The 14,865-nt window shown below is 44.2% G+C and carries 16 protein-coding genes; 6 read left to right on the plus strand and 10 right to left on the minus strand.

The window, feature by feature from the left end; all coding sequences use genetic code 11:
* Nucleotides 1-44: 44 nt before the first annotated feature.
* Together ftsH and rlmE are read right to left on the minus strand one after the other, a co-directional pair.
* On the minus strand, nucleotides 45-1,964 hold the full coding sequence (gene ftsH, locus Xinn_RS05000; protein WP_169923528.1) for an ATP-dependent zinc metalloprotease FtsH: 1,920 nt from the start codon (nucleotides 1,962-1,964) through the stop codon (nucleotides 45-47).
* 47 nt (nucleotides 1,965-2,011) lie between these two features.
* The gene (rlmE, locus tag Xinn_RS05005) at nucleotides 2,012-2,641 is read right to left on the minus strand and encodes a 23S rRNA (uridine(2552)-2'-O)-methyltransferase RlmE (protein ID WP_086955139.1); all 630 of its coding nucleotides are present in this window, start codon (nucleotides 2,639-2,641) and stop codon (nucleotides 2,012-2,014) included.
* Nucleotides 2,642-2,777: 136 nt separating this feature from the next.
* Here rlmE and yhbY point away from each other — a divergent pair, with 136 nt between their 5' ends.
* Complete coding sequence (gene yhbY, locus Xinn_RS05010; RefSeq protein ID WP_099137614.1) at nucleotides 2,778-3,071, plus strand: ribosome assembly RNA-binding protein YhbY; 294 nt, start codon at nucleotides 2,778-2,780, stop codon at nucleotides 3,069-3,071.
* 150 nt (nucleotides 3,072-3,221) lie between these two features.
* Here yhbY and greA read toward each other — a convergent pair whose 3' ends face one another.
* Nucleotides 3,222-3,698 carry a transcription elongation factor GreA gene (gene greA, locus Xinn_RS05015; RefSeq protein ID WP_086955137.1) on the minus strand — a complete coding sequence of 159 codons (477 nt, stop codon included), beginning with the start codon at nucleotides 3,696-3,698 and terminating at the stop codon, nucleotides 3,222-3,224.
* A 315-nt stretch (nucleotides 3,699-4,013) separates the two neighbouring features.
* Here greA and dacB point away from each other — a divergent pair, with 315 nt between their 5' ends.
* Nucleotides 4,014-5,462, plus strand: a complete 1,449-nt coding sequence (dacB, locus tag Xinn_RS05020) for a serine-type D-Ala-D-Ala carboxypeptidase (protein WP_186435656.1) — start codon at nucleotides 4,014-4,016, stop codon at nucleotides 5,460-5,462.
* 89 nt (nucleotides 5,463-5,551) lie between these two features.
* Here dacB and cgtA read toward each other — a convergent pair whose 3' ends face one another.
* From cgtA to rplU, 3 genes are all read right to left on the minus strand, one after another.
* Nucleotides 5,552-6,721, minus strand: coding sequence for an Obg family GTPase CgtA (cgtA, locus tag Xinn_RS05025; RefSeq protein WP_086955135.1), 1,170 nt, complete (start codon nucleotides 6,719-6,721; stop codon nucleotides 5,552-5,554).
* A 130-nt stretch (nucleotides 6,722-6,851) separates the two neighbouring features.
* Nucleotides 6,852-7,109 (minus strand): 50S ribosomal protein L27, encoded by a 258-nt coding sequence (gene rpmA / locus Xinn_RS05030; RefSeq protein ID WP_086955134.1) that lies wholly within the window; start codon nucleotides 7,107-7,109, stop codon nucleotides 6,852-6,854.
* A 20-nt stretch (nucleotides 7,110-7,129) separates the two neighbouring features.
* Nucleotides 7,130-7,438, minus strand: a complete 309-nt coding sequence (gene rplU / locus Xinn_RS05035; RefSeq protein ID WP_086955133.1) for a 50S ribosomal protein L21 — start codon at nucleotides 7,436-7,438, stop codon at nucleotides 7,130-7,132.
* A 250-nt stretch (nucleotides 7,439-7,688) separates the two neighbouring features.
* Here rplU and ispB point away from each other — a divergent pair, with 250 nt between their 5' ends.
* On the plus strand, nucleotides 7,689-8,660 hold the full coding sequence (gene ispB / locus Xinn_RS05040) for an octaprenyl diphosphate synthase (protein ID WP_086955132.1): 972 nt from the start codon (nucleotides 7,689-7,691) through the stop codon (nucleotides 8,658-8,660).
* A 27-nt stretch (nucleotides 8,661-8,687) separates the two neighbouring features.
* Here ispB and Xinn_RS05045 read toward each other — a convergent pair whose 3' ends face one another.
* Both Xinn_RS05045 and Xinn_RS05050 read right to left on the minus strand, forming a co-directional pair.
* Nucleotides 8,688-9,068, minus strand: a complete 381-nt coding sequence (locus Xinn_RS05045; RefSeq protein ID WP_086955131.1) for a DNA-binding protein — start codon at nucleotides 9,066-9,068, stop codon at nucleotides 8,688-8,690.
* Nucleotides 9,069-9,156: 88 nt separating this feature from the next.
* Nucleotides 9,157-9,504 carry a DNA-binding protein gene (locus Xinn_RS05050; protein ID WP_086955130.1) on the minus strand — a complete coding sequence of 116 codons (348 nt, stop codon included), beginning with the start codon at nucleotides 9,502-9,504 and terminating at the stop codon, nucleotides 9,157-9,159.
* Between the two features lie 187 nt (nucleotides 9,505-9,691).
* Between Xinn_RS05050 and Xinn_RS05055 the strand changes: the two genes are divergently transcribed.
* Nucleotides 9,692-9,955 carry a helix-turn-helix domain-containing protein gene (locus Xinn_RS05055; protein WP_086955129.1) on the plus strand — a complete coding sequence of 88 codons (264 nt, stop codon included), beginning with the start codon at nucleotides 9,692-9,694 and terminating at the stop codon, nucleotides 9,953-9,955.
* Between the two features lie 116 nt (nucleotides 9,956-10,071).
* Here Xinn_RS05055 and mdh read toward each other — a convergent pair whose 3' ends face one another.
* Nucleotides 10,072-11,010 (minus strand): malate dehydrogenase, encoded by a 939-nt coding sequence (gene mdh, locus Xinn_RS05060; RefSeq protein ID WP_086955128.1) that lies wholly within the window; start codon nucleotides 11,008-11,010, stop codon nucleotides 10,072-10,074.
* A gap of 446 nt (nucleotides 11,011-11,456) precedes the next feature.
* Between mdh and argR the strand changes: the two genes are divergently transcribed.
* A complete protein-coding gene (gene argR / locus Xinn_RS05070; protein ID WP_086955126.1) occupies nucleotides 11,457-11,927 on the plus strand; it encodes a transcriptional regulator ArgR in 471 nt (156 codons plus the stop codon).
* 72 nt (nucleotides 11,928-11,999) lie between these two features.
* On the opposite strand, the gene mpl is transcribed toward argR, so the two are convergent.
* Entirely contained in the window at nucleotides 12,000-13,370 is a 1,371-nt protein-coding gene (gene mpl / locus Xinn_RS05075) for a UDP-N-acetylmuramate:L-alanyl-gamma-D-glutamyl-meso-diaminopimelate ligase (protein WP_086955125.1), read from the minus strand.
* A 186-nt stretch (nucleotides 13,371-13,556) separates the two neighbouring features.
* Here mpl and fbp point away from each other — a divergent pair, with 186 nt between their 5' ends.
* Nucleotides 13,557-14,561, plus strand: coding sequence for a class 1 fructose-bisphosphatase (gene fbp, locus Xinn_RS05080; RefSeq protein WP_086955124.1), 1,005 nt, complete (start codon nucleotides 13,557-13,559; stop codon nucleotides 14,559-14,561).
* The last annotated feature ends 304 nt before the right edge of the window (nucleotides 14,562-14,865 follow it).

Below are 14,865 nucleotides of genomic sequence, written 5' to 3' on the forward strand. Positions count from 1 at the left end.
CCAGAGGCAACCTATTACTGATGGTTGCCCTTGGTTTGATTAGGTTATGCGGTTGGATTGCCATCCGCAGGTTTCGCAGACTGCTGCTGAGATGATTTATCCAGACGGATGTTGCTGCCACCATTCTTGTTATCGCCTTCCCAGCCGGCAGGAGGACGAACAGTAGTGCGGTTCATCAAGTCATCAATCTGAGGCGCATCAATGGTTTCATACTTCATCAATGCATCTTTCATCGAATGCAGGATATCCAGATTCTCCATCAGAATCTGACGGGCGCGCTGGTAATTACGGTCAACGAGAACCTTCACTTCCTGATCAATTAAGCGAGCAGTATCTTCAGACATATGTTTCGCTTTAGCCACCGAACGACCAAGGAAAACCTCACCTTCTTCTTCCGCATACAGTAATGGCCCCAGTTTTTCTGAAAAGCCCCACTGCGTTACCATGTTGCGAGCAATTGATGTTGCTACTTTGATATCGTTAGATGCGCCGGTAGAAACATTCTCTGGACCGTAGATAATCTCTTCTGCAAGACGTCCGCCGTATAAAGTAGAAATCTGGCTTTCCAGTTTCTGACGGCTGGCACTGATTTGATCACCTTCCGGCAGGAAGAAAGTCACACCCAGTGCACGGCCACGAGGGATAATCGTCACTTTATGCACCGGATCATGTTCCGGAACCAGACGACCAATAATCGCGTGCCCTGCTTCATGATAAGCGGTGGACTCTTTCTGCTCTTCTGTCATGACCATTGAGCGGCGTTCTGCGCCCATCATGATTTTATCTTTGGCTTTCTCAAATTCCACCATAGAAACGACACGCTTGTTACCACGAGCAGCAAACAGAGCAGCTTCGTTCACCAGGTTTGCCAAATCTGCCCCTGAGAACCCAGGCGTACCACGGGCAATGATGGAAGCATCAATATCGGTATCCAGCGGGATTCGGCGCATATGGACTTTCAGAATTTGCTCACGACCGCGAACATCTGGCAGGCCAACAACAACCTGACGGTCGAAACGGCCCGGACGCAGTAGTGCAGGGTCCAGAACATCAGGACGGTTAGTCGCAGCGATAACGATAATACCTTCATTACCTTCGAAACCATCCATCTCAACCAGCATCTGATTCAGTGTCTGTTCACGCTCATCGTGTCCGCCACCCAGACCAGCACCACGCTGACGGCCTACTGCGTCGATTTCATCGATGAAGATAATACAGGGAGCGGCTTTTTTCGCCTGTTCGAACATATCACGAACACGGGAAGCACCAACACCAACAAACATTTCAACGAAGTCAGAACCAGAAATGGTAAAGAACGGTACTTTAGCCTCACCTGCTATTGCTTTCGCCAGCAGGGTTTTACCTGTACCCGGAGGCCCTACCATCAGGATGCCTTTCGGGATTTTACCACCCAGCTTCTGGAAACGACCGGGTTCACGCAGGTATTCTACCAGCTCACCCACTTCTTCTTTTGCTTCGTCACAACCTGCAACGTCTGCAAATGTGGTTTTGATCTGATCTTCCGTCAGCATACGGGCTTTGCTTTTACCGAAAGACATCGCTCCTTTACCGCCACCACCTTGCATTTGGCGCATAAAGAAGATCCAAACGCCAATCAGCAGCAGCATTGGGAACCATGAAATAAAGAGAGTCGCTAACAGGCCTTGTTGTTCTGGTGGCTCACCAACAACTTTTACCTGTTTGTTGAGTAGCGTATCCAGCAACTTCTCATCCTGAACCGGCATATACGTGCTGTATTTTCCACCGTTGTCTTTCTTAGTGAAATCAATGTCACGACCCGAAATACGTACTTCACTTATTTGATTCTGTGATAACTCACTGATGAAGTTAGAGTAATCCACCCTACGACCACTAGAATCGCCGGGACCAAAACTCTGGAACAATAACATCAAGACAACTGCGATGACTAACCAGAGAATCAGGTTTTTCGCCATGTCACTCAAGGGATTAACCTCTTATTACAACTGTGTTAACAAATAGCAGCAGGGTACTATACTTTCCGCCCCGTCGCTACAATGTATACTTCACGCGATCGTGCCCGCGAAGCGTCCGGTTTACGAATTTTAACTTTCGTAAAAAGGGAGCGTATTTCCCTAAGGTACTCATCAAAGCCTTCTCCCTGAAACACTTTGACAATAAAACTGCCCCCAGGGGCCAGCACATCACGACACATATCTAACGCTAATTCAATCAGATACATGGACCGAGGAATATCGACCGCGGGGGTTCCACTCATATTTGGAGCCATATCCGACATGACGACCTGGACTTTATTATCACCAACTCTCTCAAGTAATGTTTTCAATACCAGCTCATCACGAAAATCCCCTTGTAGAAAATCAACGCCAACAATGGGATCCATTGGTAAAAGATCGCAGGCAATTACCCGACCACGACCACCAATCTGACTGACTACGTATTGAGACCACCCACCAGGAGCAGCACCTAAATCAACAACGGTCATGCCCGGTTTAAAGATTTTGTCGCTTTGCTGTATCTCATCAAGTTTAAACCAAGCGCGGGAGCGAAGCCCTTTTTTCTGCGCCTTTTGAACATATTTATCACTAAAATGTTCCTGTAACCAGCGACTTGAGCTTGCTGAGCGTTTTTTATTGGCCATTGTTCTTTCCAACTGTTACTAACAGAGAGTCTTATTTTTTTACACTCTCTTATCAAACCACACCACACACTTATGGTGATAGATAAGAGATGGCGGTAGAATATGTCGTTTTCAATCCCAACTAAGCAAAAAAACGATGACTCTTAACAAGAAACAAGTGCAATACCTGAAAAGTCTCGCTCACTCATTAAAGCCTGTTGTTATGATCGGTAACAACGGCCTGACTGAAGGCGTATTGGCCGAAATCGAACAAACCCTTTCGCATCACGAGCTTATCAAAGTCAAAGTTGCAGGCGAAGACCGTGCAATCAAAACTTTGATCGCGGAAGCTATTGTCCGTGAAACTGGTGCATATAATGTGCAAATTATTGGAAAAATGCTAGTTCTCTATCGCCCTGCTCAAGAGCGTAAGATTAGTTTACCGAAATAATCTCGAGATATTTATACAAAAGTGCCATTTTATCATGACAAAAAAGACCCCATCGGGCCTTTTCACTTTCATTACCGGTATAATGACCACTTTCTATTCTCCTTCCCGCACCATTGTGTGGGAAGGAAAATTCAGTTTTTAAGCTGAATATCAAACGTACTCGACGTTCAGAACTTCATATTCCACTTTACCGCCGGGTGTTTCAATCACAGCGACATCATCCACGTCTTTACCAATCAAGCCACGGGCAATAGGTGAATTAACCGAAAGCAGGTTTTCTTTGATATTCGCTTCATCGTCGCCCACAATGCGGTAAGTCTGTTCTTCATCAGAATCAACATTCAGTACCGTTACCGTCGCACCAAATATTACACGGCCATTGTTGGTCATCTTAGTGATATCTATCACCTGCGCATTAGAAAGTTTAGCTTCAATTTCTTGAATACGTCCTTCACAAAACCCCTGTTGCTCACGGGCAGCATGATATTCGGCATTTTCTTTCAAATCACCGTGTTCACGTGCGTCAGCGATTGCAGCAATAATTTTAGGGCGACGTACATTTTTCAAATGTTCTAATTCTTCACGCAATTTATCCGCGCCACGTACCGTCATCGGAATTTGTTTCATTTATTAAACCTCTAAATCAATCCTAAGCCCAGACAACATCTTCCTGATTTTTGCAAAAAAACAACTTCTTTTGCAATAACAGTAGATTGCAATATATTGCAACACAATGAGCACACCCTATCAGGCGGGCTTCCAGACAATAAAAGGGGTGTAAACTACAGAATAGTCTGATAGTTCACATACACATTCTACCTGCTAATCTATCATTTTAACGTAGAGTCGGTGATGGATCATCGTTTACTTTTTCCTGAATTGAGTCTTAGTATTATTAGTACAAATATTATTGAAATACATCCACATTTAGATGCGAGATCTATGGCTCTTTTAAAAGTTACCAGCAAAATAGCTTGTATGCTCAGTTTAAGCCTGAGTGTTTTTAGTGCAAATGCCTCTTCGATTGAGAAGAATATTGAATATTTGCCAGCAGGGGCCAATGTTTCATTTATCGCCCAAAAAGTCGGTGAAAAAGACCCTATTATTGATTATCGCGGACAGCAACTGGCATTACCGGCCAGTACTCAAAAAATTGTAACCGCATTGGCTGCCTTATTACAGCTTGGCAAAGATTTTCGTTTTGTCACAACACTGGAAAGTGATGCGGATATTGAAGATAGCAGATTAAAGGGAAACCTGATTGCCCGTTTTGTCGGCGATCCATCACTGACACGCACACAACTGCGCAATATGGTCGAAAAGCTGAAACAGTCCGGTATACAGCAGATTGACGGGGATCTCATTATAGATATTTCGATTTTTTCCAGCCACGATAAAGCCCCGGGCTGGGCATGGAATGATATGACCCAATGTTTCAGTGCACCACCCGGCGCTGCCATTGTCGATAAAAACTGCTTTTCTGTCCTGCTCTATAGCGCAGAGCAAGCGAATGAACCAGCTATTGTTCACACTCCTTCTTACTACCCTGTTAACGTCTTCAGTGAAGTAAAAACACTCGCTAAAGGCTCATCGGAAACAAAGTACTGTGAACTTGATGTCACTACAGGTGAGTTAAACCGATATACGCTGACCGGATGCCTGACACAGCGCAGCGAACCATTGCCACTGGCCTTCGCTGTCCAGAATGGGGCAAGTTATGTCGGAACTATTCTGAAAAATGAATTACGCCTCGCCGGAATTGAACTGAAAGGCCATGTGCGGCGTCAATCATTTCCTAAGCAACCGGAAAAGATCTTAGCAATGAATCAGTCTGTACCCTTACATGATTTGCTCAAGGTTATGCTGAAGAAATCAGACAACATGATAGCGGATACGGTTTTTCGTAATTTGGGGCATTATTATTTTGATGTTCCTGGGACATGGCGATCAGGTTCTGATGCTGTCCGCCAAATCCTGAAACAAAAAGCCGATATTGATATCAGAAATGCAGTTATCGTTGATGGATCAGGCCTTTCTCGTCACGATCTCATTTCCCCTTCAGTAATGATGGAAATCCTGCAATTCATTGCGCAGCATGATAATGAACTGGGTATCATCTCTATGCTGCCAAAAGCAGGTTATGATGGCACATTGGCTTATCGTCCGGGGCTTCATGAGGCTGGTGTGGATGGTAAGGTATTTGCAAAAACAGGCTCACTGCAAGGCGTTTACAACCTTGCTGGCTTTATGACTGCAGCCAGTGGGAAACAGATCGCTTTCGTCCAGTTTATCTCGTCTTATTCTGTGACTCCGGCAGAGCTGCGTAACCGCCGGATTCCTCTGACCCGTTTCGAACATCATTTATACAAATCTCTATACCAGAATAATTGATAAGGAAATCCCTGAGAGAGAGAAGAGAAAAAAGTAAAAGGGCGCTTTGACGGCGCCCTCTTCATCATGAAAGTACCCGAAACAGACAGTTAGTGTTTATAAATAAACTCAATGCCTTCATCGTCTTCTTCGTCCCAGTCATCATCCAAATCATCCGTTTCAGATGCTTGTTCCAACTGTTCTTTATGGTAATCATCCCACATGAATTCAACTTTTTCCGGCTGAGTGCTTTCTTCTGCATTCACCTGACGAGGCTGAGCGTTAATGAACTCCATAATATCCCAGCAGAGTTCTTTCACACCCTGACGATTCACAGCTGAGATCATGTAGTATTCACCTTCCCAACCTAACTCATCAGCAATTACTTGCGCTTTCTGCTTAGCTTCTTCTGGATCAGTCAAATCAACTTTATTGAATACCAGCCAACGTGGTTTATCAGCCAGCTTCTCACTGTACTTATGCAGCTCGTTGATAATAATACGGGCATTCTCTACTGGATCTGATTCATCGATCGGACAGAGATCAATTAAATGCAACAGAACACGGCAGCGCTCCAGATGTTTCAGGAAACGGATACCTAAACCAGCACCTTCTGATGCACCTTCAATCAGACCCGGAATATCGGCAACCACGAAGCTCTGTTCATTATCCATACGTACAACGCCAAGGCTTGGCACCAGCGTAGTAAATGGATAATCAGCCACTTTAGGTTTTGCGGCTGAAACGGCTCGGATGAAGGTAGATTTACCTGCATTCGGCATTCCGAGCATACCGACATCAGCCAACAGCATCAGCTCCAGCATCAGGTCACGGCTCTCTCCCGGAGTTCCCATTGTTCTTTGACGGGGAGCACGATTAACCGAGGATTTAAAGCGGGTATTGCCCAACCCGTGGAAACCGCCTTTTGCCACCATCAGACGCTGCTCATGACGTACCATATCACCCAGAATTTCGCCTGTAGCAATATCACGGATACGGGTTCCTACCGGAACTTTAATAGTAATATCCTGACCACGTTTGCCGGTACAGTCGCGGCTTTGACCGTTTTGTCCGCGTTCAGCACGGAAGGATTTTTCAAAGCGGTAGTCAATCAGGGTATTAAGGTTTTCATCTGCCAGCAGGTAGACATCGCCGCCGTCGCCGCCGTCGCCGCCGTCCGGCCCACCTTTTGGAATATATTTTTCACGACGGAAGCTGACACAGCCATTGCCACCATCTCCCGCTACAACCAGTATTCTGGCTTCATCTACAAATTTCATTATGTTTCTCCGTAGGATAGCCACTATAAAGCTGGATGGCAGATCGTACCCAGAGATGGCGTAATCCAAAATATAAAAAGCCCCGCAACACATATTGCAGGGCTTCCGATTCGATCGAAGTTCAAAAAATTTATTCAGCTACAATGCTGATAAATTTACGGTTTTGTGGACCTTTAACTTCGAATTTAACTTTTCCGTCAGCTAGTGCGAACAGGGTGTGGTCACGACCACAACCTACGTTGTTGCCTGCGTGGAATTTAGTACCACGTTGACGAACAATGATGCTGCCTGCTAAAACAGACTCACCACCAAAACGTTTTACACCCAGACGTTTACTTTCAGAATCGCGACCGTTACGAGTCGAGCCGCCAGCCTTTTTGTGTGCCATTTATCTGCTCTCCTAATATCTTAAGCGATGCCAGTGATCTTAACTTCAGTGAACCACTGACGGTGGCCCTGCTGCTTACGGCTGTGTTTACGACGACGAAATTTAACGATTTTAACTTTCTCGCCACGACCGTGAGCAACTACTTCAGCTTTAACTTTAACGCCTTCGATTACTGGAGCGCCGATCTTGATGTCTTCACCATTAGCGACCATCAGAACCTGGTCAAACTCAACAGTTTCACCTGTTGCGATGTCCAGCTTTTCCAAGCGAATTGTTTGACCTTCGCTTACTCGGTGTTGTTTACCACCACTTTGGAAAACCGCGTACATATAAACTCCGCTTTCCGCGCACCCCCTAAAATTCTTTCCAGAGCGCGCTATAAAATATTCACAATAGGGCGCGAATTCTACGCAAAAACCGTTTGGAAGACAAGAGCAGAATTAGAACAGATGAGAAAAAATCAGAGTTTTTCGATTGTCATTTATTTGAACGGTTTTTCAAGTACAATCAATAAAACTTGATATCTATTGATATACTAATTAATGAGCACAGCTCTGAATCAGAGTCCGAAGCCAAAACATGAACTTAGAATCGATAATTAAACTTACAGCTGATGATATGGCAGCGGTTAATGAAACCATTCTTAACCAATTAAATTCTGATGTTGCGCTTATCAACCAGCTTGGCTATTACATTATCAGCGGCGGTGGTAAGCGTATTCGCCCGATGATTGCCGTGCTGGTTGCTAAGGCACTGGGTCATGAGGGAGAGAAACATATCAAAGTTGCTGCCCTGATCGAATTTATTCATACAGCAACCCTGCTTCATGATGATGTTGTAGACGAATCCGATATGCGTCGCGGTCGAGCAACGGCTAATGCCATGTATGGCAATGCAGCCAGTGTTCTGGTTGGTGATTTTATCTATACCCGTTCGTTTCAGATGATGACGGATCTCAACTCAATGCGCGTACTGAAACTGATGTCCGATGCGACGAATGTCATCGCAGAAGGCGAAGTGATGCAGTTGATGAACTGTAATGACCCGGATATTTCGGAAGATGATTACATGCGTGTCATTTACAGTAAAACAGCCCGCTTATTTGAAGTAGCCTCGCATTCTGCCGCTATTCTGTCCAATGCAACTCAGGCACAGGAAGCAGCACTGCGTGATTATGGCCGCTATCTTGGTACCGCATTCCAGTTGATCGATGATCTTTTAGATTACGATTCCGATGATAGTACGCTCGGCAAAAATACCGGTGATGATCTGAACGAAGGCAAACCGACACTTCCGCTCTTACATGCCATGAATCACGGAACCCCTGAGCAGTCCGCATTGATCCGCGAAGCAATTGAAAAAGGAAATGGCCGCCATTTGCTGGATACTGTGCTTACAACGATGAAACAGTGTGGTTCACTCAATTACACCCGCCAACGAGCCGAGGAAGAAGCTGATAAGGCAATTTCAGCGTTACAAGTACTAGATGAGTCTCCATACAAGGCGGCCCTTGTGGGACTGGCTCATATCGCTGTACAGCGACTTTCCTGAGCTTATGCAATCAGTATCCCAGACCATTCAGTCTGGGATACTGCCTTTGTTCTCAACTTCTTGAATTCCTGTGTATTGAAAAAGACTGGCAAGCCCTTTCCGTAAAATGAACTTAACCATTCGCTCCCTTTCGGGCTTGGTCAATTGATAATAAGCTTCCACCCAAATCATAAACGGGTCTTGCCGTTTGTTCCGATAATACTCAACCGAACTTTCACTGAGGGCCAGTACACTCAGAACATCTTCAGGCAGGCTGTTGACATGATATTCGAGTGCTTTTCCCTGTACTCCACGCTTACGACGCTGTTCCCAGCCTTCACGTCTTGCCATCAGATTTACCCCCTGAGGGGATGATGGCAGACCAGCGAGGCCCATGAGCTCCTTTGCAGAATACCATTCTTTTTTCATCTCTCTCTCCTCGCTTCTTACCGGAGCAGTAAAGAGAAAACCAAATTTTATACCCTTTGTTTTTCAACTTGGCTTTTCAAAAGCTGGCTCAGGTAGCTATAATTTTTTCCAAAAAACTTCTTATACCGTCTCTCAGTATCACTTCTGTAATTACCTCCTTTTCTTCATCCGTGAGTAAATTAAATGCACTTACCCAAATAGATAGAGGGTCTTGTTTCTGAACCTGATATTCAGGTGATATTTCATTAAGTTCCAGAGCGTTTAATGTTGATTCAGGAAAACAAGAATAGTGATATTCAATTGCCCTCCCCTGAACACCCGCTCGCTTTTGTCTCATCCATTCTTCACGCTTCGCTCTGGCATTCACTCCTTGTGGTGATCTAGGTAACTCACCTACACCGGTCAACTCCATTGCCGTATACCACTCTTTTTTCATAATGTTTCTCTATTTTTGTAACCAAGTTCAAAAAAGAAGTTATTAAGAAAAAATTAGAAATATTTTTAGAAAAAATAATGTTATTTTATTTTCTTAATAACAGATCCATGTTCGTTATTAATTTCACTCTAACGCTTTAGTTATACCACTAATGTGGCTATAAATTTAATAGGAAAGGATTAAAAAAATGATTTCTATGAAATCGGATTGGCATCCTGCTGATATTATTGCTGCTTTACGTAAACGTGGAACAACTCTGGCCGCTGTTTCGCGTGAATCAGGATTAAGCTCATCAACTTTGGCGAATACTCTTTCTCGCCCATGGCCCAAGGGAGAATGGATAATAGCAAATTATTTAGGTATTCATCCGTCTGAAATATGGCCCAGCCGTTATTTCGATCCCCATACCGGAGAATTATTGGAAAGGAAAATCAGAGAGAAAAAAGAATAATTAGCTATCAATATAATTATTGAAAGAAAAACCGCTGGCTTTTTTTAAGCTAGCGGTTTTAGTTATCTAATATATTTAAGTTAATTCGTATATTAATAAATTAAAAATTAATTAAATTAACCATTAATAAATTTTTCGCCTAATTCAATATCTTTTTTCAGAACGTCTAACATATTATTCAGTGCGTTTTGTTCAAACTCACTCAGCTGACCAATATCTAAATGTTCTTCAATACCGTTTTTACCTAAGCGAACAGGTTGTGCGAAGAAGCGAGCGTATTTGCCATCACCTTCCACATAACTGCATTCGATAACATTGCTTTCACCCTGCAAAGCACGGATCAGAGAAAGGCCGAAACGGGCAGCAGCCTGTCCCATAGACAAAGTTGCAGATCCGCCACCTGCTTTTGCTTCAACAACTTCAGTACCCGCATTCTGGATACGTTTTGTCAGAGCTTCAGTTTCTTCAGCAGTGAAGCTGACACCCGGGATCTGGGACAGGAGTGGCAGAATGGTTACTCCAGAGTGGCCACCAATCACAGGCACTTCCAACTCTTCTGGTTTCTTGCCTTTCAGCTCTGCAATAAACGTATTGGAGCGGATAACATCCAGCGTTGTTACACCAAACAGACGGTTTTTATCGTAAACACCCTCTTTTTTCAGCACTTCAGCAGCGATTGCTACAGTCGTGTTTACAGGGTTAGTAATAATTCCGATTAATGCTTTCGGGCATGTTTTAGCAATCTGCTGAACCAGATTACGGACAATGCCTGCATTAATATTAAACAGGTCTGAGCGATCCATACCAGGTTTACGTGCCACACCAGCAGAAATCAATACAACATCTGCGCCTGCCAATGCCGGAGTTGCATCTTCACCCGCAAAACCAGTGACCTTCACTGCTGTCGGGATATGGCTCAGATCGGCAGCCACACCAGGGGTTACCGGGGCAATGTCATATAAAGAAAGTTCTGAACCTGAAGGAAGCTGGGTCTTGAGTAGAAGGGCAAGTGCCTGACCAATACCACCGGCTGCACCGAGAACTACAACTTTCATCCTGATACTCCTTTAAAAATTAAGTGCTGTAATAAACTGAAATCTGTCTGGTTAAGAGGCTCAACTTATCATACTCAATATCAGTATGGGATAAGCCTTCCACCTTACTCATCACTACGTATTAAACACAATCTGTTAACAGCCAGATTATCTACCTAATAGCCTGAGGATGGAACACTAAAGTTCTTTATTTTAGACAAAATGCTTATCTGTTAATGAGATAACGGACACTTTTTTAGGAATTATTCTTGTTATCTTATAAATTAATGAGCTGGTTAAACTACTCTTCTCCCCGATTACTGACGATTCCATTTCATTAACAATACATTTACCTGATTCAATGATGTGATTATGCGGCCTGTCTGTGGCTTTCCCGACCTTCCTTGCATAAAAATTCACTCTTTTGCATAATATTGCCTTCATAACTGCTTCAAAGATGGTGAAATATGCGAATTCCTTCGAAACAGGAAGATTTGGTAAAAGCGTTCAAAGCATTATTAAAAGAAGAAAAATTCAGCTCTCAGGGCGAGATTGTTGCAGCACTTCAGGAAGAAGGCTTTGAAAACATTAACCAGTCTAAAGTTTCCAGAATGCTGACGAAATTTGGTGCAGTCAGAACCCGCAATGCGAAAATGGAAATGGTCTACTGCCTGCCAGCTGAATTAGGTGTTCCTACTGCCACCAGCCCATTAAAAAATCTGGTATTGGATGTCGATTATAATCATTCAGTCGTGGTTATTCGTACCAGTCCGGGCGCAGCACAGTTAATTGCACGCTTACTGGACTCATTAGGTAAAGCGGAGGGGATACTGGGTAGCATCGCGGGGGATGATACGGTTTTTTCTACCCCGACAAAGACTGTTACAACGGAGCAGCTCTATACAGCGATAATCAATTTGTTTGAGCAAGAACTGTAAATTAATCATTGGCTAAAAACCATATTGCAACATAGAGGATCGCCTGATCATTGCGATCCTCTCATATTCAAATCAGGCCGCCTGTGCCTTCTTGTTTAATGCTTCCAGTAATTTCCCATGAATTCCGCCAAATCCACCGTTACTCATGATCAATATATGATCACCCGGCTGTGCTGATTCAGCAATCATACGTACCAGCGCATCAATGTCAGAACTCCAGCGGGCGGACTGCACACATTGTTCAGCTATTTCAGCAACCTGCCACGGAATATTACCCGGCTGATACAGGAAAACTTCATCTGCACGCCCCAGAGAGGGAGCAATCTCATTTTTGCTCATACCGAGTTTCATTGTGTTCGAACGCGGCTCCAGAACAGCAATAATGCGGGCCATTCCGCCGACTTTACTTCTCAGCGCTTCCAGTGTTGCCAGAATTGCTGTTGGATGATGGGCAAAATCATCATAAATAGAGATGTCATTCACCTGACCAAGTAACTCCAGGCGGCGGCGGGCATTAATAAAATCACCCAATACCTGACAAGCATCCGCAGGTTGAACTCCAACATGGTGAGCTGCTGCAATAGCCATCAGGCCATTATGCATATTATGCTCACCCACTAATGACCAGTTAACTTCACCAACCAACTCACCATGATGGAACACCTGATAAGTGCTGCTGTCCTGAGTCGTTTTTTTTGCCTGCCAGTTTCCGGTTTCTCCGGTATATTCCAGTTCACTCCAGCATCCCATGCCGATAACCTGTTTCAGATTAATGTCGTGATCAGGAGCAAGAATTTTACCGACTCCCGGCACGACTCTGACAAGGTGATGGAATTGTTTTTGAATAGCCGCCAAATTTTCGAAAATATCAGCATGGTCGAATTCAAGGTTGTTCATAACGAGCGTGCGGGGGCTGTAATGGACGAATTTTGAACGCTTATCAAAAAAAGCGCTGTCATACTCATCCGCTTCAATCACGAAAAACGGGCTTTCACCCAGCTGTGCTGAAACTTCAAAATTGCCCGGTACGCCGCCGATCAAAAACCCCGGCTTATAGCCACAGGCTTCCAGAACCCATGCCAACATTCCGGCTGTTGTGGTCTTGCCATGTGTTCCTGCGACCGCCAGAACCCAGCGCTCCGGCAAAACATGATCATGCAGCCACTGCGGGCCGGATGTGTAAGGAATACCACGATCCAAAACCGCCTCAACGCAGGGATTACCACGCGTCATGGCATTACCGATGATCACCATATCTGGTACAGGATTGAGTTGTGAAGGATCGTATCCTTGGATCAGTTGAATACCCTGATTTTCCAGCAGAGTACTCATAGGAGGATACACATTAGCGTCGGAGCCGGTAACTTCGTGACCTAACGAGCGGGCGAGGATTGCCAGCCCTCCCATGAAAGTACCGCAGATGCCAAGAATATGAATACGCATTTATTTCTATCCGCTTTTATTTCTGACTGATAGCATGAAGTGTATCACTATTCTAACCATCAAATCATAGATTAGAAATGCAATGGCCTATCAATCATTCTATTCTTTAGCTAAACTGCCCGCACTTAAGTGCAACACTAATATGCTGCACTCTTTTGAAATAACAACCAAATCAGGGCCTTCGTCATGAAAACATTAGGCGAATTCATCGTCGAGAAACAGCACGACTTTCCTCATGCTACAGGTGAATTGACCGCATTACTTTCTGCTATCAAACTGGGTGCCAAAATCATTCATCGGGACATCAATAAAGCGGGTCTGGTAGATATTCTGGGCACTAGCGGTGTTTCCAATGTTCAGGGTGAAGCTCAGATGAAACTGGACTTGTATGCCAATGAAAAACTCAAGGCTGCATTAAAAGCCCGTGGTGAAGTAGCTGGTATCGCTTCTGAAGAAGAAGACGACATCGTTATCTTTGATGGCGACCGGGCAGAAAATGCAAAATATGTTGTTTTGATGGACCCACTGGATGGTTCTTCGAATATTGATGTAAACGTTTCCGTCGGTACTATTTTCTCTATTTACCACCGAATTACACCGATCGGGCAGTCGGTTACTGAAGAGGACTTTCTGCAACCGGGACATCGTCAGGTTGCGGCGGGTTATGTCGTTTACGGCTCATCAACCATGCTGGTTTATACCACTGGCTGTGGTGTGCATACCTTCACTTACGATCCTTCTCTGGGTGTATTCTGCCTGACTCATGAAAAAGTTCAGTTCCCGGCAAAAGGCAATATGTATTCCATTAACGAAGGGAACTACATTAAATTCCCTCTGGGCGTGAAAAAGTACATCAAATATTGTCAGGAGCAGGATGAAGAAACTCAGCGCCCTTACACCACCCGTTATGTCGGTTCACTGGTTGCTGATTTCCACCGCAATTTGCTGAAAGGCGGTATTTACATTTACCCAAGCACAGCCACCCACCCGACCGGCAAGCTACGCCTACTGTATGAGTGCAACCCGATTGCATTTCTGGCAGAACAGGCTGGCGGTAAAGCCAGTGACGGCACAAACCGAATTCTGGATATCACCCCAAGCAAACTGCACCAGCGCGTTCCGCTGTTTGTCGGAACCAAATCGATGGTGGAAAAAGCCGAAAGTTTTATGGCTGAGTTCCCAGAAGAATAAATCGATTTATTAAACTGCTAATTCAAGAGGCGAATTTTCGCCTCTTCAACTCCGGTGATAATTATAATTCCAACCTGTAAAGTTGCTAACTATTTATTATTTTCAATAATAGAAACCCATTCAAAAATCATCATTCCCTATTTAACCCCTTATTTAATTTTCATTTATTTCCCTATGTTATTTTTTGTTTTTCTACAAAGTAATAATAAAAACATCATATAAACTGACATAAAATCTCTAAAATATAATCACCTACTACCCAATAATGACTGCAATGAGTAAAACCAGGGAAATTTTTGTAGAA

Origin of the sequence: Xenorhabdus innexi, from assembly GCF_002632485.1 — a bacterium.
Lineage (GTDB): Bacteria > Pseudomonadota > Gammaproteobacteria > Enterobacterales > Enterobacteriaceae > Xenorhabdus > Xenorhabdus innexi.